The following is a 26,980-nucleotide window of genomic DNA, read 5'->3' on the forward strand; positions in this document are numbered from 1 at the left end:
GGCCGCAGCCGCAGGCTGCAGCCGTCACGAGACCTCGTGACCCGCCTGCTCGGCGCGAACAGGCGCATGGCTGTGCGGGAGCGGCGGTCGCGTGGTCTCGTGACGCGTGCTCGCCTGGCGGCTCGCGCGCTCCTCGACCGGCTGCGTGGGACGGTCCCAGTACCGGCCCTTGAGGTGCGAGCGAAGCGAGCCTCGAAAGGGTCTCTCGCACCTCAGGGAGCGGTTGGGAGGGCCCGCTCGGTCGTGCGGTGGACCGTGACCCGCCGCCGGAGCGACTCAGAACGGCGTCGGGCCCACGCGCTCGTATCGGTGCCACACGCCGAGCGGACCCGTGCCCGACACCTCCCACGCGCCGATCGTGCGCGCCTTGAACACGGCGGGGTTGTGGGATGCGACGGTGCGCGCGTTGCGCCAGTGCCGGTCGAGCGCGCGCGTCCGCTCGGTCGCCGACGCGCCCCCGACCTCGAACAGCCGCGTCGCGGCGTCGGGCACGGCATCGGTGGCGAGCACCTGCGCCTGGTAGACGGCGATCTCGGCCTCCTCGAGCAGCCGCGCGTCGAGCGCCTCGCCCGCGGGCGCCGACGCGGCGGCGACGTCGAGCAGCCGCGCGGCCTCGAGCACGGCGGCGCGCACGGCGAACGCCGTCGACGACAGCCGCCCGACGACCTCGAGCACCTGCGGATCGTCGGCGGGCCGAGCGGCGTTCGCGTGGACGTACGAGCGGGTGCGAGGCCGGACGAAGTCGCCGGCGTCGCGCACCACGGCCTCGGCGATGCCCGCGAGCACGGCCACGAGATGCAGCTGGTAGAACGCCTGGATGTGCGTGAGCGGGCCGACGCCGTACGTCGCGAACGACGCCGGGTCGACGGGCACGGCGTCGAACACCGTCGTGCCCGATGCAGTGGCGCGCTGGCCGAAGCCGTCCCAGTCGTCGCGGATCTCGACGCCCGGCGCGTCCGTCGGGATCGCGAACGTCACGCGCGCGTCGCCGTCGGCGGCCGCGAGGTAGACCCAGTCCGAGTAGAGCGTGCCGGTGGAGTAGAACTTGCGACCGTCGAGCCGCCACGAGCCGTCGTCCGTCCGTGTCACACGGGTCGAGATGTCCGCGAGCGTCGTGCCGGTGAGCTCGCTCGTCGCGTTGCCCACGAGCGCGCCGGACGCGATGCGCGACACCCACGCATCGCGCTCGGGGCCGGGCGCGCGTCGCTGCACGAGCTCGACGAATCCCGCGTGCGAGCGCAGCAGATGCCCGAGGTTCGCGTCCGCGGCGGACACGGCGATCGTGAGCGTGACCGACTCGGCGATCGACGCGCCGAGGCCGCCGTCGGCGACGGGCAGCCGCACGCGTCCCACGCCCGCGTCGGCCAGCCGACGCACGAGGTCGACGGGCAGCTCGCGATCGAGCTCCCGCTTCACCGCGCCGGCACGGATCTCCTCGAGGAGATCGGCGAACCGGTCCGTGATCGAGTCGGCCACGAGGCCGCCGGCCACGCTCACGAGAACGCTCCACGCCACTGCCGCGCCGGGTGCGAGTCGGGCAGCTGGTCGTGCCCGAAGAGCCGGGAGCGCAGCGTGCCGGGCGTCTCGGGATGCGGCTCGGCGAGCCCGCGCTCGCGCAGCACGGGCATGACGTGGTCGGCGAGCTCCTCGAACGAGCCGGGGATCGTCCAGTTGATGACGTTGACGCCATCGACGCCCGCTTCCTGCCACGTATCCAGCTGGTCGGCGATCTGCTCGGGCGTGCCGACGACGCGCGAACGGATGCGCGCGGACAGCGCCGCGAGGTCGCGGATCGTCGGCTCGCGGTCGCCTGCGGCCTCCTGCAGCCACTGCAGGTGCGACTGGTTCGTCTGCGTCCGCACCTGCGACAGCGGGGTGTCGGGGTCGAGCTGCTCCCCCGTGTCGGGATCGAAGCCGAGGTTCGAGTGCACGAGGAAGCCGTCGGGCGACAGCCATTCGTCGATCTCGGCGGACCTCCGCCGCGCCTCCTCCTCCGTCGAGCCGATCACGAACGCGAGGCCGAGGAAGAAGCGGATGTCGTCGCGCGCGCGACCGGCGGCCTCGACCTGATCGCGGGTCGACGCGATGAGCTCGGCGGTCCTCTCGGGCGTCGACGACAGGATGAACTGCGCCTCGGCGTTGCGCGCGGCGAAGGCGCGTCCGGCCGGCGACGAGCCCGCCTGGAAGAGCACGGGCGTGCGCTGCGGCGAGGGCCTCGACAGGTGCGGGCCGGCGACGGAGTACCGCTTCCCGACGTGGTCGATGCGGTGGATGCCCGCGGCGTCCGACACGACGCCCGCTGCCTTGTCGGCGCGCCAGGCGTCGTCGTCCCACGAGCCCTCCCACAGCTTCGTGACGACGTCGACGTACTCCTGCGCCCACGCGTAGCGCTCGTCGTGCTCCTCGAGCCGGTCGCTGCCGAAGTTGCGGGCGGCGCCGTCGAGGGCGCTCGTCACGACGTTCCAGCCGACGCGGCCCTTCGTGAGGTGGTCGAGCGTCGAGACGCGACGGGCGAACTCGAACGGGTGCGCCTGCAGCACCGACGACGTGAACGCGAAGCCGAGGTGCTCGGTCGCGGCGGCGAGCGCGGACACGAGCACCGACGGGTCGCCGTTGGGCACCTGCAGCCCCTCGCGTGCGTTGAGCGCGTAGTCGCCGCCCGCCGGACCGTACAGCCCGACGACGTCGGCGAAGAACATGGCGTCGAAGCCGCCGCGCTCGAGCGTCCTCGCCAGGTCGACCCACAGGTCGAGCTCGTCGAACCGGTGCTGCTGCGCGTCCGGATGCCGCCACAGCCCGTGCTGGATGTGCGAGACGGTGTCCATGACGAACGCTGCGTACCGCAGCGGCGGGCGATCGGGCACGGCTCCTCCTCCTCGCGCCGCTCGCCGGCGCGACCCAGCCATGCTGCGCCGACGCGGCGCGGCGCGCACGACGCGTGACGGCGCGTGACGACGCGTGACGACGTGTGACGGCGGCGCGTTGCGCTTCGCGGCGCGAGCCGGTTCGGTGGCGTCCACCCGAGTCCCAGGAGCCCCCATGTCCCAGACGACCAGCACCGCGCCAGAGCGCACCGTCGAGCAGCGCCGCCGCCGCGTGCTCGCCGCATCCCTCGTCGGCACCACCATCGAGTGGTACGACTTCTACCTCTACGCGCAGGCGGCCGCGCTCGTGTTCGGCACGACCTTCTTCCCCGAGACCACGCCGGCCGTCGCCCTCATCGCGTCGTTCGCGACCTACGGCGTCGGCTTCCTCGCGCGTCCGCTCGGCGGCATCGTCGCCGGGCATCTCGGCGATCGCATCGGCCGGAAGCAGCTGCTCGTGGGCTCGCTGCTGCTCATGGGCGTCGCGACGCTGCTCATCGGCCTGCTGCCGACGTACGCGCAGATCGGCATCTGGGCCGTCGTCGCCCTCGTCGTGCTGCGGCTCGCGCAGGGCCTGTCGGCCGGCGCGGAGTGGGGCGGCTCGGCGCTGCTGTCGGTCGAGCATGCGCCGGCGGGCCGCCGCGGCTTCTTCGGCTCCTTCACGCAGATGGGCTCGGCGGGCGGTCTGCTGCTCGCGACGGCGTCGATCTGGGGCGTGCAGGGCATCCTCGGCACGCAGGCGTTCCAGGAGTGGGCGTGGCGCATCCCGTTCCTCGCCTCCGCCGTGCTCGTCGTCATCGGCCTCGTGATCCGCCTCGGCGTCGAGGACGCGCCGGAGTTCGCGAAGATCAAGGAGGCGGGCGCCGTGCGTCGCCTGCCCGTCGTCGAGGTGCTGCGGCGGCACCCGCGCGGCGTGCTCGTGACGATCGGCCTGCGCCTCGTGCAGCCGGCGTGGTTCTCGATCCTCACGGTCTACTCCCTCACCTACCTCACGAACGCGCGCGGCGACTCGGCCGTCGGCATCCAGTCGCTGCTCGTCGTCGGCGCGATCAGCCTCGTCTCGACGCCGCTGTGGGGCTGGCTCTCGGACCGGTGGGGCCGCCGGCGGATCGCGATCGGCGCGGCGATCGGCATCGGCGTCGCCGTGTGGCCGTTCTTCGCCTTCCTCGACCACGGGCCGCTCGCGCTCGTCTGGCTCGTCTTCCTCGTCGGCATGAACGTGCTGCACGATGCGATCTACGGCCCGCAGGCCGCGTGGTTCGCCGAGCAGTTCCCGACGGATCTGCGGTACTCGGGCGTCTCGCTCGGCTACCAGGTGGGCTCGATCTTCTCGAACGGCCTCACGCCGCTGCTCGCGGTCGTCTTCGTCGAGCTCGGCGGCGGCAGCCCGTGGATCCTCTGCGTCTTCATCGGCGCCTACGCGCTCCTGACGTCCGTCGCGGCGGTCTTCGCGAAGGACGGCGGCAGCGACGACGTCGCGCTCGCCGCGTCCGAGGACGTGGAGGCCGAGCTGGACGCGCTTGTCGAGGGGGAGAGCGCGGCGGCCCGCGCCTGACGCCCCCTCAGCACGACGATGGCCGCCGCCCGACGCATCGCGTCGGACGGCGGCCATCGGCTTGCCTGCTAGCGCTGCGCGCGCGCCACGAGCCCCGCGAGGACGATCGCCGAGACGGCGATGCCGGCGGCGAAGACGTACGGCTGCTCGCGGCGGAGCGTGCGGATGCGTCGGCCGATCGAGCGGACGGCGTCGTCGAACGACGACGAGCCGCGGACCTCGTCGATCGCGTCGCGGGCGTCGCGCGCCCCGCGCTCGACGGCATCGCGGCCGCGCTCGAGCATGTCCTCGGCGCTGCGTCGGGTGGAGTCGGTCATGGTGATGCGGTCCTCTCGGATGGTCGTGTCGCTGCGGGGCTTGCAGCCGTGCTCGTGGGCGAGCCTGGCCGGATGCGAGGGCTGCGCGCCAGGGGCGACGTCGGGATCGACGCGAGCGGCGAGGCACGGCATGATGCCGTGCCTCGCCGCTCATCGCGCCGAGTGCGGCCGGGGCGTCACGCGACGCGCGGCTCCTCGTCCTCGTCGTCGTCGTCGCTCGGGATGTGCACGTCGGTCACGGTGACGTTGACCTCGGCGGCCTCCATGCCCACGAGCTCCGTGATCGCGCGGGCGACGGCGTGGCGCACGTCGCTCGCGACCGTCTGGATGTGGACCGGGTACTCGACGACGATGGTCACGTCGGCCGCGACCTGCTTCTCGCCGACCTCGACCTTGATGCCCTGGCCCTGGTCGCGCTGGCCGATGGCGTCGCGCACCGAGCCGACGAGGCGGGCGGCGCCGCCACCGAGGTCGTGGACGCCGGGGACCTCGCGCGCGGCGATGCCGGCGATCTTCGCGACGACCGGGTCGACGACCGTGGTCGTGCCGGCGGTGGTGGTGGTCGTGGTGTCCTGGGCCATGGTCGGATTCCTCTCGTTCGGTGGGCCTTCACCATGGAGACGTCACGAGTCGGCGATTCGTCACGCGTCGATGCGACGCATCCTCGAGAGCGACCTCGCGAGCGCCGCCTGGCTGCCAGGCAGCCGCTCCTAGACTCGGGCCATGACTGCTGCCCGATCCGGCATCGACATCGCCGAGCTCAGCCCGGAGATCCGTCCCCAGGACGACCTCTTCCAGCACGTGCACGCGAAGTGGCTCGCACGCACCGAGATCCCGGCGGACAAGGCCCGCTGGGGGTCGTTCGCGGTGCTCGCCGAGGAGGCGGAGCAGGCGGTGCGGACGATCATCGAGGAGTCGATGGACGCGGAGCCCGGCACCGAGCAGCGCAAGGTCGGCGACCTCTTCGCCTCCTTCATGGACGAGGCGGCCATCGACGCGCGCGGCATCGATCCCATCCGTCCGCTGCTCGCGCAGGCGGACGGCATCGCCTCGACCGACGACCTGCTGCGCGTGCTGGCGGGCATGGAGCGCATCGGCGGCCCCGGCCTGTTCGGGCAGTACGTCGACAACGACCCGGGCGACCCCGACCGATACGTGGTCAACGTCGTGCAGGGCGGGCTCGGCCTCCCCGACGAGTCGTACTACCGGGAGGAGTCGCACGCGCAGACGCGCGAGGCGTACCTGCGGCACCTCGAGACGATGCTCGGGCACGCCGAGCGTCCGGATGCGGCGAGCGAGGCCGCCGCCGTGCTCGGGCTCGAGACGGCGATGGCGCGCCACCATTGGGACCGCGTCGCCTCGCGCGACAGCGTCCGCACCTACAACCTGCAGCCGTTCGCCGAGACGTACGGCTGGCTCGCGCCGTGGTTCGAGGCCGTCGAGGCGCCGGAGGGCATCTACGACGAGGTCGTCGTGCACCAGCCGTCGTACCTCGAGGGCGTCGCCGAGCTGCTCGTGCCCGAGCGGCTCGAGGCGTGGCGCTCGTGGCTGCGCGCCGGCATCGTCCGGGCGTGGGCGCCGTACCTGACGACGCGCATCTCGGCGGACGCCTTCGCGTTCTACGGCACGACCCTCACGGGCGCGCCCGAGCAGCGCGCCCGCTGGAAGCGGGGCGTGGCGCTCGTCGAGGGCGCGCTCGGCGACGTCGTGGGCAAGGTCTACGTCGAGCGGCACTTCCCGCCGCATGCGCGCGCCGCGATGGACGAGCTCGTCGAGAACCTGGTCGCCGCCTACCGCGGCTCGATCGAGACCCTCGAGTGGATGGGGCCCGACACGAGGGCGGCGGCGCTCGAGAAGCTCGAGCGCTTCACGCCGAAGATCGGCTTCCCGGTGCGGTGGCGCTCGTACGACGCGCTCGAGGTGGGCGACGACCTCGTGGCGAACGTGCAGGCCGCGTCGGCGCACGAGCACGACCGCGAGCTCGGCAAGATCGGCAGGCCGATCGACCGCGACGAGTGGTTCATGGGCCCGCAGACCGTCAACGCGTACTACAACCCCGGCTTCAACGAGATCGTCTTCCCGGCCGCGATCCTGCAGCCGCCGTTCTTCGACCACGAGGCCGACCCCGCGGCGAACTACGGCGCCATCGGTGCCGTCATCGGCCACGAGATCGGTCACGGCTTCGACGACCAGGGGTCGCGCTACGACGGCGACGGGCGCCTGCGCGACTGGTGGACGGAGGCCGACAGGGCCCGGTTCGAGGAGCGCACGAGCGTGCTCATCGCCCAGTACGACGCCCTCGCGCCGTCGGCTGCGCCCGACCATCACGTGAACGGCGCGCTCACGATCGGCGAGAACATCGGCGACCTCGGTGGGCTCGGGATCGCGTGGAAGGCGTACCAGCGGCACCTCGACGGCGCCGAGGCGCCCGTGCTCGACGGGCTGACGGGCGCGCAGCGCTTCTTCCTGTCGTGGGCGCAGGCGTGGCAGCTGAAGATCCGTCCGGAGGAGGCCATCCGCCTCGTGTCCATCGATCCGCATGCGCCCAACGAGCACCGCACGAACCAGATCGTGCGCAACATGGACGCGTTCTACGACGCGTTCGGGGTGCGCGAGGGGGATGCGCTGTGGCTCTCGCCCGAGGCGCGCGTCATCATCTGGTGACGCGCGCGTGCCCCCTCGTCGGCGGGAGGTCAAGGGGGCACGATCGCCCAGGCGAGGCGCAGCCGACGGTCGCTAGGGTTGGTCGCGTCGAGGAGCACCGCATGCTCTCGGCGCACGGACGACGGGAGACGTGATGCGCGGCAAGATCATCTTCGTGGTGGGTATCGGCGTCGGCTACGTGCTCGGCGCGAAGGCCGGCAGGCAGCGGTACGAGCAGATCGCGTCCGCCGCCGACAAGCTCTGGAACTCGAGCGCCGTCGCGAAGCCGCGCGCCGAGGTCCAGCAGTTCGTCGAGACGCAGACGCCGAAGGTCGTCGACGCCGCCACCGACGCGGCCTCGAAGGCGATCCGCAAGGCCACGCGTCGCGCGAAGGACTCGTGATGTCGGAGCGCAAGTCGCTCCCCGAGCTCCTCGCCGAGGTGCCGACGCTCGTGGTCGGCCTCTTCCGCGCCGAGCTCGAGAACCTGCAGGCGGAGGTCAAGGGCAAGGTCGCGAAGCTCGGCGTCGGCGGCGCGCTCCTCGCCGTCGCGGGCGTCATGGCCGTCTTCATGCTCGCGTGGCTGCTCGCGGCCGTGAACGCGCTGTGGCAGCTGCTCGTGCCCGACTGGGCGTCGGCGCTGCTCACCGCGGCCTGCCTCCTCGTCGTCATCCTGATCCTCGTGCTCGTCGGGCTGCCGATGCTGAAGCGCGGCGCGGCCCTCACGGACCTCGACACCCTCGACTCGATCAAGGACGACGTCAACATGGTGCGCGGCCTCGGCCACGCAGGCGACGGCACGTCGCCGCTCGACGACCTGCCGACGCCCGGCAGCGCGCCCCGCACGGATGGAGCCCCGCGATGACCGATCAGCGCGACGTCGAGCGCCAGCGCGAGGAGCTGCGGCGCCACCTCGAGGAGATCGAGGACCGCATGAACCCGGCGAAGGTCGTCGACCGCACGCGTCGGCGCTTCGACGAGGACCCCGCGCCCTTCCTCGCCGTCGCCGGAGGCGTCGTCGCCGCGATCGCGGGCGTCGTCGTCCTCGTGGTGCTGCGCCGCCGCTGACGGCAGGCGCGTCGACCCGCCGAGCCGGTCAGGCGTCGTCGCGGCCGGGGAGGTGCACGGCGAGCGCGAAGTCGCCGCGACCGGCGTCGGCATCCTCCGCCTCGAGCCCGAGCGTGCGGTAGAACCCCACGGCCACGGTGCCCGCCTGCCACTGCAGCATGCCGATGCGCGCCTCGCGCTCGGCCCAGTCCCGCACGGTCTCGAAGAGCGCCGTGCCGGCGCCGCGGCCGCGTGCCGCGGGCGACACCCAGAGGTCGTGCATGCGCGCGATCGAGCGATCCTGGTGCAGGGCGGGGCCGTAGTCCTGGGCGGCGGCGTAGCCCGCGACCTCCCCGTCGACGAGCGCCACGACCACGTGGTGCGCCGGGTGCTCGACGTTCGACGCGAGCCGCTCGCGGTAGCGCACGACCTTCTCGTCCGGGTCGTCGTCGGCGCCCCAGCGCTGCAGCAGCGCGACGAGCGCCTCGACGTCGTCTCGCGTCGCCACCCGCACCTCGAGAGCACCCATGCGCTCAGGATACGGGCGGCACCTGCGCGTGCCGCGGGAAGGAGCGCGGCGACCGGTGCGTTGGCGCAGGATGCGGGCGACGGACCCTCGGCGCTCGCGCACGAGCACAGGAGGTCACGTGTCCGCACTCACCATGCCGCTCGCCGATCGCTGGCGGTTCCTGTCCGAGCAGACGGTCGCCGTCGTCTCGGCCTCGCACGACGGCGAGAGCGTGTCGGTGCCCATCTGGATCCGGGTGGAGGGCGAGAGCGTGCTCATGGTGACGCCGCGCGCGTCCGAGAAGGCGCGGATCATGCTGGGCGCGGGCCGTGCGTGGGTGACGGCGCTGACGACGGACGCGCCCTACCGGTTCGTCGCGGGCGAGGGGCGGGTCGAGCTCGACGAGACGGTCGACCTGCCGGCGCTCGTGCGCTCGATGTCGCATCGCAGCCTCGGCGCGGAGCGCGGCGCGGAGTTCGCCCGCTGGTGGCTCGAGAGCGATCCGAGCATCGTCGTGCTGCGCGTGACGCCCGACCGGTGGCGCTCGATGGACGAGACGCGCGGCTAGGAAGGGCTCGAGCACGCCCGCGAGGCGCTGCGCGCCAGCGCCGCTCGTCGCCGGCGCCTCGATCGCCCGCGAGGATGGATGCATGCACATGCTCCTGCGCTTCCTGTACGCCATGCTCGTCCGCGGCAACCGTGCACCGCGGCTCGCGATCGACGACGTCAGCCGCGTCGAGCATCGCGTGCAGCTCGTCGACATCGACCTGCTCGGCCACATGAACAACGGCCGCTACCTGTCGTTCATGGACCTCGGACGCATCGACCTCACGAAGCGCACGGGCATCGCCGCGCACCTGACGAAGGCCGGCATCCACGCCGTCGTCGGTCAGCAGTCGATCGCCTACCGCCGCTCCATCGGCTTCCTGCAGCGCTTCACGCTCGAGTCGAGGCTCGTGGGCGCCGACGAGCGCAGCTGCTTCATCGAGCAGCGCTTCGTGTCGGACGGGCAGGTCATGGCGCGCGCCATCGTCCGCGGCCGCTTCGTGCAGCGCGGCGTCGGCGCGGTGCGCATGAGCGTCGTGAGCGCGGCGTGCGGCTACGACTTCGAGGCGAACCACCCGGTGCCGGACGAGGTGCGCACGTGGGCCGACTGGTCGGCCCTCCCGGGTGCGAAGGCCGACCACCCGAGCGTCTGGGCCTGAGCCCTCACACGCGCAGCAGCTCGAGCGCCGCGTGCGCCGCGTTGTGGCCGCCGATGCCGGACACCGCGCCGCCGCGCCGGGCGCCGGAGCCGGCCATGAGGATGCGCTCGTGCGCGGTCTCGACGCCCCACGCCTGAGCGATCGACCCGGGCGCCTCGTCGAGCCACGGCCACGACAGCTCGCCGTGGAAGATGCTCCCGCCCGGCATCGACAACGCCTCCTCGACGTCGCGCGTCGTGCGCGTCTCGATGCACGGGCGACCGTCGGCGTCGGGCAGCAGCAGCGGCGCGATCGGCTCGGCGAGCACGGCGTCGAGCGAGCGCAGCACCGCCTGCTCGAGACGGTCGCGCAGCGCGTCGTGCTCGGGCGTGCCCGGCCTCGCCTCGCCGAGCAGCCGATCCGGCGTCTGCAGGCCGAAGACCGTGAGCGTGTGCGCGCCGGAGGCGGCGAGGTCCGCACCGAGGATGCTCGGATCCGAGAGCGTGTGGCAGTAGATCTCGCACGGCAGCGGCTCGGGCACCTCGCCGCCGACCGCGACGCGATGGGCGGCCTCGAGCTGCGTCCACGACTCCTGCACGTGGAGGGTGCCGCCGAACGCCGCCTCGGGCGCGATGCCGCCCCGCAGCCGAGGCAGGCGGGAGAGCACCATGTTGACCTTCACCTGCGCGCCCTCGGGCCTGCGTCCCTCCTCGCCGAGGAGGCCGGCGAGCACCGCGGGCGCGACGCCCGAGAGCACGAGGTCGAAGCCGCTCGCGTGCTCCTCGTCGCCCTCGATCCACGTCACGTCGCCGTCGGGCGTCACGGCCGTGACCGTGGCCCCGGTGCGGATGCGCGCGCCGGCGGCGAGGGCGGCGGCGGCGAGCCCGCCCGAGACGCGGCCCATGCCCCCGATCGGCACGTCCCAGTCGCCCGTGCCGCCGCCGATGACGTGGTAGAGCATGCAGCGGTTCCCGGCGAGCCCCGAGCGCAGGTCGTCGAACGTGCCGATGAGGGCGTCGGTCGCGACGACGCCGCGCACGAGGTCGTGCGCCACGGCATCCTCGATCGCCTGCGCGATCGGCGCGTCGACGAGCTCCGCCCACGCTGATGCCGCGCCCGCTCGCGCCTGGACGTCGGTGCGCAGGGGGAGCCGTTCGGTCATCGTGGGGAACACCGCCTGCGCGACGAGCGCCGTGCGGCGGTAGAGCGCCGCGAACCGATCGGCATCGTCGGCGGCGCCGATCGCGGCGAACGACGCGCGGGTGGCCGCGGCATCCTGCTCGTCGACGAGCAGCCCGACGTCGGAGCCCGGGATGGGCGTGTACGACGAGTACCGTCGCCGAGCGAGCGGCACGCGCAGGCCGAGGTCGTCGAGGATGCGCCGCGGCAGCAGGCTCACGAGGTACGAGTAGCGCGAGAGGCGCGCGTCGACGCCCGCGAACGCCTGCGCCGAGACCGCGGCGCCGCCCACGCGATCGAGCCGCTCGAGCACCGTGACGTCGACGCCCGCGCGCGCGAGGTACGCGGCGGCGGCGAGCGCGTTGTGGCCGCCGCCGACGACGGCGACGCGAGGGTTGCGGGAGGTGGCGCGGCTCATGCGGCGACGCTAGCCGGTGCGACGCGCCGCCGTCCCCGAGGCGATCGCGCGCGGCGGCTTCGCGGCCGGGGTCGGGGCCGGCGGCGCGCCGCCGCAAGGCATGGGAGCGGCCAAGGAGCGCTGCGTACGATGGGCGCATGACGGATGCCCAGCGCGGCGACGCGCCCGACTTCGACGACATCCTCCGGGCGGGCGCGGCGGAGGCGGATGCCGAGGTCGACGAGGGCTCCGCGGCCCGGTCAGGGCCGGACGAGCACGGCGGCGAGCCGGTCGGCTCGGCCGACGAGCAGGGCATCGACGACCTCGACGCGCTCTTCGGCGACGACGTCGAGGTGCTCGACGAGCAGCACGCGCCGCGCACGGGCGAGACGGACGTCGTCGACGTCGACGCACCCGTGACGCCGTCGTCGGCGCCGACCGTCGTGACGCCCGCGACGAGCGTCGATGCCGAGCCGGCCGTCGAGACCTCCTCCGCGCCGCACGCGGCACCCGAGGAGCCCTTCTGGGTCGCGGAGCCCGAGCCGGTCGACCCGCCGACGCAGGTCCTGCCTGCGCAGCCGCAGCCCGCGCCGGACGCCGAGGCCGCCGATCCGTGGACGGCAGCGGGCGAGGCGGCGCGCGCCGCGTCCCCGGAGCCGGAGGCGGACGGCGCCGCATCCGCGCCCGCGCACGACTGGCAGGTCGTCGACGCACCCGCACAGGCGGCCGGGGCCGACGAGGCCGCCGCTGCGGTGGAGCCGGCCGACGACGGCGAGCGATCGGGCTGGATGCTGTCGCAGGACGAGGCGAGCCTGCCGCCCTTCGAGGTCGAGCTGCCCGCCGAGTCGCAGCCGCAGGACGAGCCCGACATGTCGTCCCAGTCGCAGCCGCACGCCGACCCGCTCGCCGAGGGCGCATCCGACGCCGGTGCGGACGAGGAGCCGCGCGGGTGGATGCTCTCGGCGTCGGACCACGCGCACGGCTCCGCACCGGGGTGGGAGGCCATCGCGCGCACGCAGCAGGTCGAGCCGCTCGAGGTCGACCCCATCCTCGAGGTCGAGCCCGGCAACCCGCGTCAGTCGGTCGCGCCGCCCGAGGGATGGGTCGCCGCCCAGCACGATGCCGAGCGCGCCGCGGCCGAGCCGCAGCCCACGGCCGCCGAGATGGACGTCGACGAGCGCGACGCCGAGTGGTCGGTCGTCGAGGAGGCCGCGATCGCGCAGCCCGTCGCGGGCCATGCACCGGGCATCGTCCCGCCGCATGCGGGCACGGGAGGGCTGCCGCCGCTGCCGCCGGACGTCGCGTCCGCCGCGGCGACGCCCCACGGGACCATGCCCGCCGCACCGATCCCGACGGGCCCGGCACCGTCCGTGCCGCCGCAGCAGCCGCCCGCCGCACCCCTCGACGCGAAGGCGGCCGCGCGCGCCGCGATCCTGCACCCCTCGGCGCCCGACACGGACGACGAGCTCGCGCAGGCGGCCATCCATCGCGTGCGCGGCTGGCTCGCGCGCGAGGGCGACCGCCCCCGCAGGCGCGACCGCTCCGCCGAGCGACTCGCGGGGCTGCTCGCCGACGAGCGCGGCCTCGACTTCGCCATCGGCTTCGTCGACCGCGTCGTACGCCCAGAGGATCCCGCGGTGAGCGCTCGCGCGTTCGATCGGCTCAGCCGCGAGCTGCCGGACTTCCTCGACTGGTACCTCAAGCTCGGCGTCACGATGGGCGGCGGCTTCGGCGTGCTCGCGCCCGGCGCCGTCATCCCCATCGCGAAGCGCGCCATGCGCTCGCTCGTGTCGCACCTCGTGCTCGACGCGACGCCCGAGCGCCTCACGAAGTCGTTCGCGCGGCTGCGGGCCGACGGCACGCGCCTCAACGTCAACCTGCTCGGCGAGGCGGTGCTCGGCGAGCAGGAGGCCGAGCAGCGGCTGCGCGGCACCATCGAGCTGCTGCAGCGCGACGACGTCGACTACGTCTCGATCAAGGTCTCGAGCATGGCGCCCCAGCTGCAGCCGTGGGCGTTCGACGAGACCGTCGCCTCCGTCGTCGAGCGGCTGCTGCCGCTGTACCGCATGGCCGCGACGAAGCAGGGGCCGAACGGCCCGGCGCCCGCGTTCATCAACCTCGACATGGAGGAGTACCGCGACCTCGACCTCACGATCGCGGTCTTCCAGCGCATCCTCGAGCAGCCCGAGCTGCGCGGGCTCCACGCCGGCATCGTGCTGCAGGCGTACCTGCCCGACGCGCTCGGCGCCCTCGACCGGCTCACCGCGTGGGCGCAGCAGCGCGTCGACGCCGGCGGCGCGCCCATCAAGGTGCGCGTCGTGAAGGGCGCGAACCTCGCGATGGAGCGCGTGGACGCCGCCGTGCACGGCTGGCCGCTCACGGTGCTGCCGTCCAAGGCCGCGACCGACGCCAACTACAAGCGCGTGCTGCTCGCCGCGCTGACGCCCGAGCGCACGCGCGCCGTGCGCATCGGCGTCGCTGGCCACAACCTCTTCGACCTCGCCTTCGCCGTCGAGGTCGCGCAGCGCACGGGCACCATCCGCGCGATCGACGTGGAGATGCTGCTCGGCATGGCCGCCGAGCACATCGACGCCATCCGCGGCGACGTGCCCGAGGTGCTGCTCTATACGCCCGTCGTCCGCCCGCGGGAGTTCGACGCCGCCGTCGCCTACCTCGTGCGTCGGCTCGAGGAGAACGGCTCGGGCGACAACTTCATGTCCGGCATGTTCGAGCTCGGCACCGACCTCGAGGTGTTCACGCGCGAGCGCGACCGCTTCCTCGCATCCGTCGCGATCCTCCACGACGAGGGCATGGATGCGCCGGCCCCGAACCGCAGGCAGGACCGCGGCGGCGACCTCGCCGTCGCCGTCGGCCCCGTGCCGGAGGACGGCTTCGACAACGAGCCCGACACGGATCCGTCGCTCGCGCCCAATCGCGCGTGGGCGAGGCAGGTGCTCGAGCGCGCGGCGTCGTCGACGCTCGGCGAGCGCACGCTCGAGCTGAACCGCATCGAGGACGTGCCGACGCTCGAGCGCCGCATCCAGAAGGCCGTCGAGGCTTCCGCCGCGTGGTCGGCGCAGGGCGCCGAGGCACGCGCGCGCATCCTGCGCGACGCCGCCGTGACGCTCGGCGCGTACCGCGGTCGGCTGCTCGAGGTCATGGCCTCCGAGACCGGCAAGACGATCGCCGAGGGCGACCCCGAGGTGTCCGAGGCGATCGACTTCGCCCGGTACTACGCCGACCAGGCGATCCGGCTCGAGCAGACGGAGGACGCCAGGCCCGTGCCGGTCGCCCTCACGGTCGTCACCCCGCCGTGGAACTTCCCCGTCGCGATCCCGTGCGGCGGCATCACGGCGGCGCTCGCGACCGGCTCGTCGGTCATCGTGAAGCCCGCGCCGCAGGCGCGCCGCTCGGCGGCCGTGCTCCTCGAGGCCCTCTGGGAGGCGGGCGTGCCGCGCGACGTGCTCGTGCTGTGCGACATGGTCGAGGGCGAGGTCTCGAAGCACCTCGTCGCGCATCCGGCCGTCGGCAGGCTCATCCTCACCGGCTCGTCCGAGACCGCCGCGCTCTTCTCGTCGTGGCGCCCCGACCTGCCGCTGCTCGCCGAGACGAGCGGCAAGAACGGCATCGTCGTCACGCCGTCCGCCGACCTCGACCTCGCCGTCGGCGACCTCGTGCGCAGCGCGTTCGGCCACGCGGGGCAGAAGTGCTCGGCCGCGTCGCTCGGCATCCTCGTCGGGTCGGTGGCCACCTCCGAGCGGTTCCGCAGGCAGCTCGTCGACGCGGTGCAGACGCTGCGGGTCGGGTCGCCCATGGATCCGCGCACGCATGTCGGACCCGTCATCGAGCCCGCGCAGGGTCGCCTCCTCACGGCGCTGACGACGCTCGGCGAGGGGGAGTCGTGGCTCGTCGAGCCGCGGCAGCTCGACGCGGAGGGCCGGCTGTGGAGCCCCGGGGTGCGCGTCGGCGTGCAGCCCGGCTCCTTCACCCACAGGACCGAGCTCTTCGGCCCGCATCTGTCGCTCATCGGCGTTCGCACGCTCGACGAGGCGATCGAGGTGCAGAACGGCACCGACTTCGGCCTCACCGCCGGCATCCACTCGCTCGACGTCGACGAGGTGGACGAGTGGCTGCGGCGCGTGCAGGCGGGCAACCTGTACGTGAACCGCGGCATCACGGGCGCCATCGTGCGCAGGCAGCCCTTCGGCGGCTGGCGCTTGTCGCAGGTCGGACCGGGAGCGAAGGCAGGCGGACCCTCCTACCTGTCGACGCTCGTCGACTGGGAGCCGGTGTTCCAGCCGCCGCGCGCCAACGTGAAGCTCGCAGGGCTGCACCCGCGGGTGTCGAACCTCATCGAGTCGGCGACGCCGCAGCTCGACTTCCTCGAGTTCGATCGCATCCGCGCCGGCGCGAACAGCGACCAGCGCGCCTGGGAGGCCGAGCTCGGCCTGTCGCTCGACGTGTCGTCGCTCGGCGTCGAGCGCAACGTGCTGCGCCATCGACCGACGCAGACGCTCGTGCGCCTCGCCGACGACGGCACGATGGGGCAGCTCGTGCGCGTGCTCGCGGCCGCCGCTCGTGCACGCGCGACGGTGCGCATCTCCTCCTCGCAGCCGTTGCCGCCGGGCCTCGAGCGGCTCGTCACGGCACCCGCGCCGGCCCTGCGGGTCGAGGAGATCGTCGTCGAGCCCGACGCCGCCTTCCACGAGCGGCTGCGGTCGGGCGCCGCCGTCGCACCCGTCGCCCCGCCCGCGCTCGACGAGCGCGGCCGCGAGGTCGACGACGGCCTCGTGCGATCGGGCGAGCCGACGCGGCGCATCCGACTGTGCGGCACGGACGCGGGCCTGCGACCGCTGCTCGCCGGCAACCCGACGATCGCGGTCTACGACGCGCCGATCACGGTGGAGGGGCGGCTGGAGCTCATGCCCTTCCTGCGCGAGCAGGCCGTGTCGATCACGGCGCACCGGTTCGGCAACCCCGACGAGGCGTTCGCCACGCTCGAGGTGTAGCGGCAGGGTCGGCGTGCGGCGCGGAGGCGATCCCGTCTGCCGAGGGGCCATTCCCCGCACGTCCTCTCACGACGCGGCATCGGTCGGTGCACGACGCGACGGCCCGCGCGCGCGGCGACCGACCCAGGGCACGCGATGTCCGCCCGTCACCGACCCGTCGATCGAGCACGGCCAGGCCGCGCCGCCGCGCCGATGCGCGGCTCAGCGCGCGGCGCGTCGTCGCACGAGCCCACCTGCGGCGGCGAGAGCCACGCCCAGCATGACGAGCAGCGCGAGGGGCTCCGCGCCGGTCTGCGGCAGCGCGTCGTGCGCTGCGCCCGCGACCGCCGTGGGTGCGGGGGCGGTCGGGGCGGGCGCCTGCGCGGGCGGGGGAGCGGGGATGCTGGGCTCCTGCGGCTGCGGGGGCGCCGGCGCGGCCTCGACCGCGAACGGCGCGCTCGACACCGATGCGCGGACGTCGCCGTCGCTCAGGTCGACGACGAGCACGTAGGAGCCCGGAGCGAGGTCGGACGGCAGGGCGCCGGCCAGCGAGAGCGTCCCGTCCGCGTCCACCTCGGCCCGACCGATCGACAGGCCACCGGCATCGATCGCCGCGGCACCGAGCGCGCTCGGCGACGCGACCGCAGCCATGAGCGATCCGTCCGTCTCCGACTCGGACGCCGGCTGGAGCAGCAGCTCGACGACCGCTCCCGCGGGCAGGCGCTCCGCGGTCACGGTGATCTCGTCGCCCATCCGCAGCGTCGTGCCACCGAGCGGGATGCCCGACGGGCCGACGATGCTGGGATCGAGCACGAACGGCGTCGCGACGATCGACGCCCATGCGCCGATGGCGCCGTTCGTCGCGGCGACGCGGACCTCGACGGGGGTGCCGTTCGCCAGCCCGTCGATCGTCGCGCCGTCGGCGCCGACGAGCACGCCGTCGGTCGACCACGGCCCATCGCCGGCGCGATGCTCGACGACGTACCCGGCGATCGCGGCTCCGCCGTCGTCCGCGGGCGCACGCCACGTCACGTCCACGCCGCCGTCGAAGGGCGTCGCCGTCATGTCCGTCGGGGCCGACGCGGGCGAGAACGGCGTGGCGATGGCCGTCGCGGGCGACCCGAGGCCGGCGGCGTTGATCGCGGCGACCTCGACCTCCACCGCCACGCCGTCGGGGAGGCCCGTGATGACCGCGCTCGTGCCGGAGACCGTGACGCCCATCCCGTCCTCGACCCACGTGCCGTCGACGCCGTAGCGCACGCGGTAGGCGGTGATCGGAGCGCCGCCGTCGGACGTCGGCGCCGACCACGACAACGCGATCGAGCCGGGCCCCGGCTGCGCGGCGAGCGCCGTCGGCGCGCCGGCCGTCGTGCGGGGCGCGATCGCGACGACCTCTGACCACGCTCCGGCTCCGACGGACGTCGTCAGCGACGCACGGAAGTCGTAGGAGACGCCGTTCTCGAGATCGGAGACGACGACGTCGTCGCCGACGACGGCGAGCTCGGACGGGACGGACCACGTCTCGGACCCGGTCGCCCGGTGCTCGACGACGTAGCCGAGCGTGGTGCCGCCGCCCGTGACGGTGGGCGCATCGAGCGCGAGCGCCACGGCCCCGTCGAGCGCGGTCGCGCTCGCCCATGTCGGCGCGCCCGCCACCGTCTGCGGCACGACCGCTGCCTCCGCGCTCCATGCCCCCGCGCCGTGCTGGTTCACCGCGGCGACGCGCACCTCCTGCGGCACGAGCGGCTCGAGACCGGTCAGCGCGCCCGTCGTGCCGTCGACGTCCGTCAGCGGAGCGTCGACCCAGTCCTGGGTCCCGACCGCGCGGACCTGTGCGACGTACCCGGTGATGGCCGATGCCCCGTCCCACGGCGGTGCGGTCCAGACGAGCGCGACGCGACGGTCCCCTGCCGGCGACGCGGTGAGCCCGGATGGGGCGTCGGCCGACGTGCTCCAGATCGTCGACACCGTCGTCCACGGACTCGTCTGGCCGAGCGCCGTCACGGCGCGCACGTCGACGGAGACCGTCTGACCCGCGACCATGCCGGGATGGTCGATCTGCGTCGAGCCGACGCCGGCGGGCACGGTCGTGAGCGAGCCGGTCTGCGTCGCACGCAGCTGGATGACGTCGCCGCGACCGATGCCGACCGGGTCGGACCACGTCACCTCCAGCACGCCGCCGTCCGTGCCATGGATGACGGATGCGTGCACGTCCGACGGGGCCGCCGGGGCGGACTCGACCAACGTCTCGAACAGGAGGTCCATCCAATCCGGCCAGTTCAGGGCGCCCGCCGCGTACCGATCGTTGAGCGGGAAGGATGTGAAGCCGGTCGACGCGATCTCCAGCCGGTAGGGGAGTCCTGCCTCCACGAGCGGGGCCTCGGGGAGTGGGATCTCGACCCAGGTGTCGACCCAGTCGTCCGCCAACGGCGGGACGGTGACGGGCTGCGCGAGCTGGCCGCCGGCGCCGTGGACGGAGACGGTCAGCGGAGCGGTCGCGCGCGTGACGAGGATGCGGACGCTCGTGAGCCGTCCGGTGCGTCCTGCCACGAACGACTGCTGCACGAGATGGCCGGGCACAGTGTTCAGCGCGGCCCCCGTCGTCTCGGTGTTGGACACGTCGACGGTGCCGACCGCCATCGCCGGCGTCGCAGGTGCCATGATCACGCCCGCCAGGGCGGCGATCGTCGCGAGGCTCAGCGCGATCGTCGCTCGCAGGGGAGGGAACGGGGTTCGAGCGCGGACTGCTGCGTCCATCGGATGGCCTCACGTAGGGCGACGTGGCGTCGCGATGAACTGAGCAGACCTCACACTACGCCGGATGCGCGCCGCTGTCACCCGTGACGATCGCGGCGCGTGACCCTCGTCGTCATGGCGCCGGCGGAGAGGACCTCCCCGGGGCCGGGACGAGGCGGCCGTCGCCGACGTCGCCCTCCAGGTCGACGCGCTCGACGCCGCAGCCGGCGGCTAGGCGTCGGCCGGCCGCTCGGCGCCCGCGGCGGAGCGTCGTCGACGCACGACGGCGTGCTCGATCGCGAGCACGGCCCCGACGAGCACGAGGCCGACGACGAACCAGGCGACGACGATGGCGACGTCGCCCGACGGCGCGAGCAGGTCGCGATCGTCCGACTGCCACGGCCACAGCGCGCGCAGCGAACCGGCCATCAGGCCCGTCATGACGGCGAGGGTCACACGCCGATGCGACGCGAGCAGCCACCGCAGGACGTGCACGAACACGGCGAGCCCGAGCACGCCGCCGGCCATGAACAGCGCGATCGTCGGCACGTCGCCGCCGTTGAGGGCGGCGAGCGCCGGCTGGTACATGCCCGTCGACAGGAGGACGAACGAGCCGGAGACGCCGGGAAGCACGAGCGCGCAGACCGCGAGCGCAGCCGAGCCGAGGATCGCGAACGGCGAGGGATCTACGACGGTCGCCGGGGGCAGGCCGGTGAGGAGGAAGCCGCCGACGGCGGCCGCGACGGCCACGGCGACGTCGCGTGCTCGCCATCGCGCGCCCAGCATGCGCGCGGGCACGACGAGGGAGGCGACGATGAGGCCCGCGAAGAGCGCGCGCGACGTCGTGGGGTGCTCGTCGAGCAGCGGCTCGACGACCCGCGCGGCGGTCACGAGCGCGAGCACCATCCCGAGCCCGACCGGCACCACGACGCGCCACGACACCTGCGCGAGGTGGCCGCGCGCCCGGGCGAGGCCGCGCCCGCGAACGGGGTCCACCACAGCGTGCACGACGCCGCGCACGAGCGACGACGCGGAGGCGAGCAGTCGCTCGTAGACGCCGATGAGCAGCGCCACCGTGCCGCCGCTCACCCCCGGGATGACCTCCACGACGCCGATCAGGGCGCCTCGCAGGAGGTCGACGAGGGTGCGGATGGCAGGCATGAGAGCCCTCCTGGGGAGGTCGGCGGCGTCGGGTGGGCGTCGCGCGGATCGTGCCGCGACACCCCACCACCCTGCCAGGTCGTCCACGCCGACGGCGGCGCGGGCCGTGCGGCTCAGCCGGCGCAGTGGACGACGTCGGCGCTCTGCGCGACCGCGGTGTCGTCGAGCTCGAGCCCGGGTGCCTCGCTCGTGGCCGGCGCGCTCGTCTCGGGCTCCGGCGCCGTCGTCGACGTCGCCTCGTCGGCGGGCTCCTCGGGCGACTCGCTCGCGATCGTCACGGGTCGGTCGTCGCGCAGCGCCGCGAAGAGCGCGGCGCTCTCGTCGGCGAGCGGCGCGACGCGGTTCGGATCCGGCGCCCACGGCGCGACGGGCAGCTGCACCATCACCAGGCGATCGAGGTCGATGTCGGCGAGAGTGCCTGCGAGCGCGATGAGGCTGCCGGGGTCGGCGATCGCCTGGTCGACCGTGACGGCCTGCGCCGCTGCGTCGGCGAGCGAGGAGAGCGCGACGGGGTTCGTCAGCGTGCCCGCGTCCTTGACCGATCGCGCGAGCGATCCGAGGAACGCCTGCTGCGCCTGGATGCGGCCGAGGTCGCTGCCGTCGCCGAAGCCGTGGCGCGTGCGCAGGAAGGCGAGGGCGTCGTGGCCCTGCAGCCGGTGGGTCCCGGCGTCGAGGTACAGCCCCGAGTACGGGTCCGCGACGTCGTGCGACACGCAGACCTCGACGCCGCCCACCGCCTCGGTGATGCCGATCACGCCGTCGAAGCCGACGACGAGGAAGTGCTGCAGGTCGAGGCCCGTGAAGTCGCGGATGGCGTCGAGCGAGCAGTAGGGACCGTGCTCGAGCAGCCCGTTGACCTGCACCATCGACTGGGCAGGGATCGTGCGGCCGTCCTCCGTCGTGCACTCCGGCGACGGCAGCATGGTGTCGCGGGGGATGCTCACGAGCGTCGCGCTCGAGCGGTCGGCGGCGACGTGCAGCAGCATCGTGACGTCGGAGCGGGCGCCAGCGGCCTCGCCGTAGTCGCCGGTCTCCTGCCCGTCGCGCGTGTCGGATCCCATGATGAGCAGGTCGACCGGCCCGTCCCATCGCGGCGCCTCGACCTCCTCGGGCTCGACGCCCGGGCGTGCGACGGCGTTGTCGCCGATGGTGTCGAGCACGCGCACCGAGGTCGTCGCGACGAACGCGACGACGGCCACGAGCGCCACGGCCAGCGAGCCGCCGACGAGCGCGAGGATGCGGCGACGGCGGTACATCGCGCGACGGCGATGCCGCGCCGTCCGGCTCGCCCGCACGCGCGGGACGCCGTCGGCGACGGCCTCGGAGGCTGCGGCTTCGGGGTCGACGTACGTCGAGCGGTGGCGGATCTCGTAGGGCTGGGACGGCTTGCGGATGAGGCACTCCCGGGTCGGCGGCGAGCGGCGCACCGACCTCGACGCACCTGCCTCCACCCTCTCGGGCGAGGACGGTCCATGCAAGCCGAGCCGAGCGAGCGTCAGTCGCGCGGGCCCTCCTCGCCCCGCAGCGGCGGCGTGGGCAGCCCGTCCCCCGCCTCGGTGCTCGCTGCCGCATCCTCGTCCGCGTCGTCGATGAGCGCGGGGCGCGCCGACACCGGGATGAGCAGGCCGAGTCCGGCGAGCAGCACGATGACGATGCCCACGATGCCGAAGCGCGTGTCGCCCGCGATCGTGACGAAGAGGCCGAAGAGCGTCGGCGCGAGGAACGACACCGCACGGCCCGTCGTCGCGTAGAGACCGAACATCTCGCCCTCGCGGCCGTCGGGCGTGATGCGAGCCATGAACGAGCGCGCCGATGCCTGCACCGGGCCGACGAAGATGGTGAGCACGAGGCCGACGACCCAGAACGCCGCCTTGCCCTCGATGAAGATCGCGGCGGTGCCGGCGACGGACAGCACGACGAGCGACGTCATGATCACGGCCTTCGGACCGAAGCGGTCGTCGGCCCAGCCGCCGACGAACGTGCCGAGGCCCGCCGTGACGTTCGCGGCGACGGCGAAGATGAGCACCTCCGTCGCCGAGAACCCGAAGACCGTGGAGGCGATGATCGCGCCGAACGTGAAGATCGCCGACAGCCCGTCGCGGAAGATCGCGCTCGACACGAGGAAGAGCAGCGTCTTGGGGCTGCGGCGGCCGATGCGCGCGATGGTGCGGAACAGCCGGCGGTACGACTCGGGCAGGCTCACGGCGTTCGCGCGCTCGGTGCGCGGCAGCTCGGGCACGGCGACGAGCACGGGGATCGCGAAGATCGCGAACCATGCGGCGGACACGACGATCGCGACGCGCACGTCGAGGCCCTGGCCCTCGAGACCGGTGGGCAGGCCGAGGATGCCGTTCGTGCCGTCGCCCCGCACCGGGAACAGGAAGAGCACGAGCAGCAGCGCGAGCAGCACGATGCCGCCGACGTAGCCCATCCCCCAGCCGAAGCCGGAGACGCGGCCCATGGTCTGCTTCGTCGAGACCTGATGCAGCATCGCGTTGTAGTTGACGCTCGCGAACTCGAAGAAGAGGTTGCCGACCGCGAGGAGGGCGGCGCCCACCCAGATGTACTCGGGCACGGGCACGACGAAGAACATCCCGAGCATCGCGACGATCGTGATGCCGGTGTTCACGCCGAGCCACAGCCGCCTGCGGCCCGTGCCGTCGGATCGCTGGCCGAGCACGGGGGCGAGCAGGGCCACGAGCACGCCGGCGATCGCGACGGCCCAGGCGACGACGGCGGCGTTGTCGGCGAGTGCCTCGGTGAGCGCACGCGCCCCCTCGGCGGTCGGCGTGACGTCCTCGGTCTCGGTGCCCGCCTGGACGATCGCGGGGTCGACGAAGAGGTCGGAGGCGATGTAGCGGCTGAAGACGAAGGTCGTGACGACCGCGTTGAAGGAGGCGGAGCCCCAGTCCCACAGCGCCCAGGCGCGTGCCCTCCTGCGCAGGGTGCGGTCGTCGACGGCGGCGGTGCTCACGAAGCCGAGCATAGGTCGCACGCGTGCGGGCGTCCCGTGCCGACGCGGCCCCGTTCATCCGACGTTCGCCGATCCCCATCGGCTGGTGGAGGAGCGGGCGACCCGCAGGCGAGCCCGCGTCCCGGGACCCGTCGTCCGCGGGGGCGTCTGACCGATGAGCGTGCTGGCGGTGACGCGGGTCTCGTGACGGCTGCAGCCTGCGGCTGCGGCCTCCTCGACCAGCTGGGAGGGGCGGCTCCCCTCCAGCTGGTCGAGGAGCGCGCGAGCGAGAGCGAGCACGCGTCACGAGACCCGAGTCATCGAAGGCCGTCGGGGATGACGCGTCGCAAGCCGGCTACGGCCTCCTCGACCGGCTGGATGGCCGTGCCGCGAGCGCGCCTCACGAGACCGACGGATCGGTCCGGACGCCCGTGCCGCGGCGACGCAGCGCGCACGACACGCCGCGGCGCCCGATGGTGGCATGATCCTCGCGTGGACATCACGCAGACGCTCCTCCCCGGCGTGGGAGTGCGGTACGACATGACGACGCGCACCGGCGTGCCGGTCAGCGTCGTCGTGCATCGCGAGGGCCCCGCCGACCTGTGCGTGTCGAGCAAGCACGACCCCGACGACGTGCGCCTCGCGCTGCACCTCGACGAGGAGGAGATCGACGCGCTCACCGACGTGCTCGGCGCGCATCGCATCACCCAGTCGATGGCCGACGTGACCCGGCCGATCCCCGGGCTCGAGACGGCGAGGCTGCTCGTCGACGTCGGCTCGCCCTTCGCGGGCCGCACGCTCGGGGACACGAAGGCGCGCACCCTCACCGGCTGCTCGATCGTCGCCATCGTGCGCGACGACGACGTCATCGCCGCCCCGACGCCCGCCGAGCCGCTGCTCGCGGGCGACGCCCTCGTCGCGATCGGTTCCAAGGAAGGGCTCGACCAGCTGCGCACCCGTCTGAGCGGGTAGCCCGTGCACGACATCTCCGCGCTGCTTCTCGAGCTCGGGGCTGTCGTCCTCGGCGTGTCCGTCCTGGGCCTCATCGCCCACCGCGTCGGCATCTCGCCGATCCCGCTCATGCTGCTCGCCGGGCTCGTGCTCGGCTCCGGGTCGGTCATCGACCTCGAGGCGGCCGAGCCGTTCATCGAGCCCGCGGCCGAGATCGGCGTGCTGCTGCTGCTGCTCATGCTGGGCCTCGAGTTCACGGCGGGCGAGCTCGGGCAGTCGCTCAAGCGCCACTCGACCTCGGGCGCCATCGACTTCGCCCTCAACGCGTCGGCGGGCTTCGGCATCGGCCTGCTGCTCGGGATGCCGTGGCAGGCGGCGCTCGCGCTCGCGGGCATCGCGTGGGTGTCGTCGTCGGGCATCGTCGCGCGGCTGCTCGACGACCTCGGCCGCATCGCGAACCGCGAGACGCCGGCGGTGCTGTCGATCCTCGTGATCGAGGACATCGCGATGGCGATCTTCCTGCCGATCCTCATCGCCGTGCTCACGGGTGCCGCGTGGTGGCAGGCGCTCGGTGCCGTCGCGCTCGCGGTCGCCGCCGTCACGATCATCCTCGTCGCCTCGCAGCGCGCCTCCGGCGGCATCCGCTGGCTGCTGAGCCACCCGAGCGACGAGCAGGTGCTGCTGCGACTGTTCGGCGTCACGCTGCTCGTGGCCGGCCTCACGCAGCTGCTCGGCGCGTCGGCCGCCGTCGGCGCGTTCCTCGTCGGCATCGCGGTGCCGCCGTCGATCGCCGAGCGCGCGCGGGCGATCCTCGGACCGCTGCGCGACCTCTTCGCGGCGATCTTCTTCCTCTCCTTCGGGCTGCCGATCGTGCCCGCCGACCTGCTGCCGGTGCTGCCGGCGGCGCTGCTGCTCGCCGTCGTCACGGCCGGCACGAAGATGGCGACGGGCTGGATGGCGGCGAGGCGCGACGGGGTGCAGCGCAAGGGCCGACTGCGCGCCGGGGCGACGCTCATCGCGCGCGGCGAGTTCTCGATCATCATCGCCGCGCTCGCCGTGGGGGCCGGCTACCCCGAGCTCGGTCCGCTCGCCGCCTGCTACGTGCTCATCCTCGCCATCGCAGGTCCGCTCGCCGCGCGCTTCATCGTGCGCGCCCCGCGCGCCGCCGCTGCCGTCGCGTGAGCGCCCCGCGTCCCGATTGGTCACTCCTGTCGCTCGATCGGGCAGCAGTGGTTCGCGACACGCCGCCGAGTTCGCCACTGCTGCCCAATCGATGGTTGCGCGGGCCACGGAGGTGCGGATGGTCCGGCCGGGCACGCTCGTGATCCAGCTGCGCGACGGCGACGTGACGCTGGGCCCGGGCGACGTCTACGTCATCCCGGCTGGCGTCGAGCACTGCCCGCTCGCGCACGAGGAGGTCGAGGCGATCCTCATCGAGCGCGTCGGCACGGTGAACACCGGCGACGCGGGCGGCGACCGCACGTTCGAGGCGCGTGAGCTCTGACGCCGATCGGGCAGTCGTGGTTCGCTCTGCGGCGTGTCGCGAGCCACTGCTGCCCGATCGAGCGACAGCAGTGACCGATCAGCGACCGGGCTGGCAGTGCCGCGCGGGATGCGTGCGCGGCGCAGGCCGCGCGATCCTTCACTGCGCCGACGAGATGAGCAGCGAGGCGAAGACCGCGACGATGACGGTGGAGTAGGCGAAGGCGACGATCGAGTGGACGGTCGCGAGCCGCCGGGCGGACGTGGCGACGAGGTTCACGTCGGAGGCCGAGAACGTCGTCGACAGCTGCACGGAGACGTAGACGAAGTCGGCGAGCCGGAGGTCGTCGCCGCCCGGGAACTGCAGCGAGTCGTCGTTCGCCCATGCGCGCATGTACTCGGCGGCGAAGACGCCGACGAGCAGCACCCACGTGCCGATGACGCACGCGACGCACGCGGCGACGAGCCAGAGGCTGTCGCGCGCGCCGCCGGTCGCGAGCAGCAGCACGGCCGACAGGCCGATGGTCACGATGAGCCCGGCCCACGATTTGGGGCCGCCGAGGAACAGCAGGCGCACGAGCCGACGGCGCTCCGTCGAGCGGCGGAGGTGCTCGCGCAGTCGCGAGCCGTGCAGATGCCCGAAGGCGAGGTGCGTCAGCAGCAGGAAGAGCGGCCCGTAGACGGCGAACACGAGCGTCATGCTGACGAGCAGCGTGTCGGCGTACTCGATGCGACCGCCGACGGCGATCGCCACGACGGCGACGAGCAGGGCGATGAGGATGCCCGAGACGCTGATCGAGAGCGTGTGCCGCAGCGCCTCGTCGTGCAGGCGGTGCCGGATCCGGCGGGAGCGCTCCGACGGGTGCGAGGGCCGCGTCGACGGACGATCGAGCCCGGTCGTCGGTCGCGAGTCGCCCGGGCGACGCGCGCCCGCGGGGCCGCGGGGACGTCGGTTCGTGGCCATGCGCTCACGGTAGCCGCTGGACGCGAGCGACGACCGCAGGGGCGGGCGCGAT

At 73.8% G+C, this 26,980-nt stretch carries 22 protein-coding genes; 11 read left to right on the plus strand and 11 right to left on the minus strand.

Annotation, left to right across the window (positions count from 1 at the left end):
• Nucleotides 1-276 precede the first annotated feature (276 nt).
• Entirely contained in the window at nt 277-1,497 is a 1,221-nt protein-coding gene (locus C1N71_RS01225; protein WP_137754744.1) for an acyl-CoA dehydrogenase family protein, read from the minus strand.
• Nucleotides 1,494-2,864, minus strand: a complete 1,371-nt coding sequence (locus C1N71_RS01230) for an LLM class flavin-dependent oxidoreductase (RefSeq protein ID WP_137754745.1) — start codon at nt 2,862-2,864, stop codon at nt 1,494-1,496. Before C1N71_RS01230 ends, C1N71_RS01225 begins: the two co-directional genes overlap by 4 nt.
• Before the next feature lie 175 nt (nt 2,865-3,039).
• Here C1N71_RS01230 and C1N71_RS01235 point away from each other — a divergent pair, with 175 nt between their 5' ends.
• The gene (locus C1N71_RS01235) at nt 3,040-4,419 is read left to right on the plus strand and encodes an MFS transporter (protein ID WP_137754746.1); all 1,380 of its coding nucleotides are present in this window, start codon (nt 3,040-3,042) and stop codon (nt 4,417-4,419) included.
• 68 nt (nt 4,420-4,487) lie between these two features.
• Here the strand turns inward: C1N71_RS01235 and C1N71_RS01240 are convergent, their stop codons facing one another.
• Nucleotides 4,488-4,736: a hypothetical protein gene (locus tag C1N71_RS01240; protein ID WP_137754747.1), complete on the minus strand. Its 249-nt coding sequence runs from the start codon at nt 4,734-4,736 to the stop codon at nt 4,488-4,490.
• Between the two features lie 176 nt (nt 4,737-4,912).
• Nucleotides 4,913-5,317: an Asp23/Gls24 family envelope stress response protein gene (locus tag C1N71_RS01245; RefSeq protein WP_137754748.1), complete on the minus strand. Its 405-nt coding sequence runs from the start codon at nt 5,315-5,317 to the stop codon at nt 4,913-4,915.
• Nucleotides 5,318-5,459: 142 nt separating this feature from the next.
• Between C1N71_RS01245 and C1N71_RS01250 the strand changes: the two genes are divergently transcribed.
• From C1N71_RS01250 to C1N71_RS01265, 4 genes are all read left to right on the plus strand, one after another.
• The gene (locus tag C1N71_RS01250; RefSeq protein ID WP_137754749.1) at nt 5,460-7,400 is read left to right on the plus strand and encodes a M13 family metallopeptidase; all 1,941 of its coding nucleotides are present in this window, start codon (nt 5,460-5,462) and stop codon (nt 7,398-7,400) included.
• A 133-nt stretch (nt 7,401-7,533) separates the two neighbouring features.
• Nucleotides 7,534-7,782 carry a hypothetical protein gene (locus tag C1N71_RS01255; RefSeq protein WP_137754750.1) on the plus strand — a complete coding sequence of 83 codons (249 nt, stop codon included), beginning with the start codon at nt 7,534-7,536 and terminating at the stop codon, nt 7,780-7,782.
• Nucleotides 7,782-8,243, plus strand: coding sequence for a phage holin family protein (locus tag C1N71_RS01260; RefSeq protein ID WP_137754751.1), 462 nt, complete (start codon nt 7,782-7,784; stop codon nt 8,241-8,243). Before C1N71_RS01255 ends, C1N71_RS01260 begins: the two co-directional genes overlap by 1 nt.
• Entirely contained in the window at nt 8,240-8,446 is a 207-nt protein-coding gene (locus C1N71_RS01265) for a DUF3618 domain-containing protein (RefSeq protein WP_137754752.1), read from the plus strand. The genes C1N71_RS01260 and C1N71_RS01265 overlap by 4 nt, the downstream gene beginning before the upstream one ends.
• Nucleotides 8,447-8,474: 28 nt before the next feature.
• Here C1N71_RS01265 and C1N71_RS01270 read toward each other — a convergent pair whose 3' ends face one another.
• Nucleotides 8,475-8,954, minus strand: a complete 480-nt coding sequence (locus C1N71_RS01270; protein ID WP_137754753.1) for a GNAT family N-acetyltransferase — start codon at nt 8,952-8,954, stop codon at nt 8,475-8,477.
• A 118-nt stretch (nt 8,955-9,072) separates the two neighbouring features.
• On the opposite strand from C1N71_RS01270, the gene C1N71_RS01275 reads away from it, so the two are divergent.
• Complete coding sequence (locus C1N71_RS01275; RefSeq protein ID WP_137754754.1) at nt 9,073-9,501, plus strand: hypothetical protein; 429 nt, start codon at nt 9,073-9,075, stop codon at nt 9,499-9,501.
• Nucleotides 9,502-9,583: 82 nt separating this feature from the next.
• Complete coding sequence (locus C1N71_RS01280; RefSeq protein ID WP_137754755.1) at nt 9,584-10,138, plus strand: thioesterase family protein; 555 nt, start codon at nt 9,584-9,586, stop codon at nt 10,136-10,138.
• Nucleotides 10,139-10,142: 4 nt separating this feature from the next.
• Here C1N71_RS01280 and C1N71_RS01285 read toward each other — a convergent pair whose 3' ends face one another.
• Nucleotides 10,143-11,714, minus strand: a complete 1,572-nt coding sequence (locus C1N71_RS01285) for a phytoene desaturase family protein (RefSeq protein WP_137754756.1) — start codon at nt 11,712-11,714, stop codon at nt 10,143-10,145.
• Nucleotides 11,715-11,851: 137 nt separating this feature from the next.
• Between C1N71_RS01285 and C1N71_RS01290 the strand changes: the two genes are divergently transcribed.
• Complete coding sequence (locus C1N71_RS01290; protein ID WP_254678051.1) at nt 11,852-16,702, plus strand: proline dehydrogenase family protein; 4,851 nt, start codon at nt 11,852-11,854, stop codon at nt 16,700-16,702.
• Nucleotides 16,703-16,903: 201 nt separating this feature from the next.
• On the opposite strand, the gene C1N71_RS01295 is transcribed toward C1N71_RS01290, so the two are convergent.
• The 4 genes from C1N71_RS01295 to C1N71_RS01310 form a co-directional block, all read right to left on the minus strand.
• Nucleotides 16,904-19,438 carry a fibronectin type III domain-containing protein gene (locus C1N71_RS01295; protein ID WP_137754757.1) on the minus strand — a complete coding sequence of 845 codons (2,535 nt, stop codon included), beginning with the start codon at nt 19,436-19,438 and terminating at the stop codon, nt 16,904-16,906.
• A gap of 210 nt (nt 19,439-19,648) precedes the next feature.
• Nucleotides 19,649-20,578, minus strand: a complete 930-nt coding sequence (locus C1N71_RS01300) for a DUF368 domain-containing protein (RefSeq protein WP_137754758.1) — start codon at nt 20,576-20,578, stop codon at nt 19,649-19,651.
• A 113-nt stretch (nt 20,579-20,691) separates the two neighbouring features.
• Nucleotides 20,692-22,005: an LCP family protein gene (locus C1N71_RS01305; RefSeq protein ID WP_137754759.1), complete on the minus strand. Its 1,314-nt coding sequence runs from the start codon at nt 22,003-22,005 to the stop codon at nt 20,692-20,694.
• A 68-nt stretch (nt 22,006-22,073) separates the two neighbouring features.
• Entirely contained in the window at nt 22,074-23,564 is a 1,491-nt protein-coding gene (locus C1N71_RS01310) for an MFS transporter (protein WP_137754760.1), read from the minus strand.
• Between the two features lie 459 nt (nt 23,565-24,023).
• On the opposite strand from C1N71_RS01310, the gene C1N71_RS01315 reads away from it, so the two are divergent.
• The 3 genes from C1N71_RS01315 (at nt 24,024) to C1N71_RS01325 (ending at nt 25,986) form a co-directional block, all read left to right on the plus strand.
• The gene (locus C1N71_RS01315) at nt 24,024-24,503 is read left to right on the plus strand and encodes a cation:proton antiporter regulatory subunit (RefSeq protein WP_137754761.1); all 480 of its coding nucleotides are present in this window, start codon (nt 24,024-24,026) and stop codon (nt 24,501-24,503) included.
• Nucleotides 24,504-24,506: 3 nt separating this feature from the next.
• Nucleotides 24,507-25,664: a cation:proton antiporter gene (locus tag C1N71_RS01320; RefSeq protein ID WP_137754762.1), complete on the plus strand. Its 1,158-nt coding sequence runs from the start codon at nt 24,507-24,509 to the stop codon at nt 25,662-25,664.
• 118 nt (nt 25,665-25,782) lie between these two features.
• Entirely contained in the window at nt 25,783-25,986 is a 204-nt protein-coding gene (locus C1N71_RS01325; protein WP_254678053.1) for a cupin domain-containing protein, read from the plus strand.
• A 138-nt stretch (nt 25,987-26,124) separates the two neighbouring features.
• Here the strand turns inward: C1N71_RS01325 and C1N71_RS01330 are convergent, their stop codons facing one another.
• Complete coding sequence (locus tag C1N71_RS01330; protein WP_137754764.1) at nt 26,125-26,928, minus strand: DUF1345 domain-containing protein; 804 nt, start codon at nt 26,926-26,928, stop codon at nt 26,125-26,127.
• Nucleotides 26,929-26,980 lie beyond the last annotated feature (52 nt).

The sequence above is a fragment of the Agrococcus sp. SGAir0287 genome (assembly GCF_005484985.1).
Lineage (GTDB): Bacteria > Actinomycetota > Actinomycetes > Actinomycetales > Microbacteriaceae > Agrococcus.

Excerpts from the sequence above, each read along its gene's own strand:
- C1N71_RS01245 (WP_137754748.1), bottom strand. The coding sequence starts at position 5,317 with ATGGCCCAGGACACCACGACCACCACCACCGCCGGCACGACCACGGTC.
- C1N71_RS01295 (WP_137754757.1), bottom strand. The coding sequence starts at position 19,438 with ATGGACGCAGCAGTCCGCGCTCGAACCCCGTTCCCTCCCCTGCGAGCG.
- C1N71_RS01235 (WP_137754746.1), top strand. The coding sequence starts at position 3,040 with ATGTCCCAGACGACCAGCACCGCGCCAGAGCGCACCGTCGAGCAGCGC.
- C1N71_RS01255 (WP_137754750.1), top strand. The coding sequence starts at position 7,534 with ATGCGCGGCAAGATCATCTTCGTGGTGGGTATCGGCGTCGGCTACGTG.
- C1N71_RS01330 (WP_137754764.1), bottom strand. The coding sequence starts at position 26,928 with ATGGCCACGAACCGACGTCCCCGCGGCCCCGCGGGCGCGCGTCGCCCG.
- C1N71_RS01265 (WP_137754752.1), top strand. The coding sequence starts at position 8,240 with ATGACCGATCAGCGCGACGTCGAGCGCCAGCGCGAGGAGCTGCGGCGC.
- C1N71_RS01290 (WP_254678051.1), top strand. The coding sequence starts at position 11,852 with ATGACGGATGCCCAGCGCGGCGACGCGCCCGACTTCGACGACATCCTC.
- C1N71_RS01280 (WP_137754755.1), top strand. The coding sequence starts at position 9,584 with ATGCACATGCTCCTGCGCTTCCTGTACGCCATGCTCGTCCGCGGCAAC.
- C1N71_RS01285 (WP_137754756.1), bottom strand. The coding sequence starts at position 11,714 with ATGAGCCGCGCCACCTCCCGCAACCCTCGCGTCGCCGTCGTCGGCGGC.
- C1N71_RS01260 (WP_137754751.1), top strand. The coding sequence starts at position 7,782 with ATGTCGGAGCGCAAGTCGCTCCCCGAGCTCCTCGCCGAGGTGCCGACG.
- C1N71_RS01250 (WP_137754749.1), top strand. The coding sequence starts at position 5,460 with ATGACTGCTGCCCGATCCGGCATCGACATCGCCGAGCTCAGCCCGGAG.
- C1N71_RS01310 (WP_137754760.1), bottom strand. The coding sequence starts at position 23,564 with ATGCTCGGCTTCGTGAGCACCGCCGCCGTCGACGACCGCACCCTGCGC.
- C1N71_RS01325 (WP_254678053.1), top strand. The coding sequence starts at position 25,783 with ATGGTCCGGCCGGGCACGCTCGTGATCCAGCTGCGCGACGGCGACGTG.
- C1N71_RS01240 (WP_137754747.1), bottom strand. The coding sequence starts at position 4,736 with ATGACCGACTCCACCCGACGCAGCGCCGAGGACATGCTCGAGCGCGGC.
- C1N71_RS01300 (WP_137754758.1), bottom strand. The coding sequence starts at position 20,578 with ATGCCTGCCATCCGCACCCTCGTCGACCTCCTGCGAGGCGCCCTGATC.
- C1N71_RS01270 (WP_137754753.1), bottom strand. The coding sequence starts at position 8,954 with ATGGGTGCTCTCGAGGTGCGGGTGGCGACGCGAGACGACGTCGAGGCG.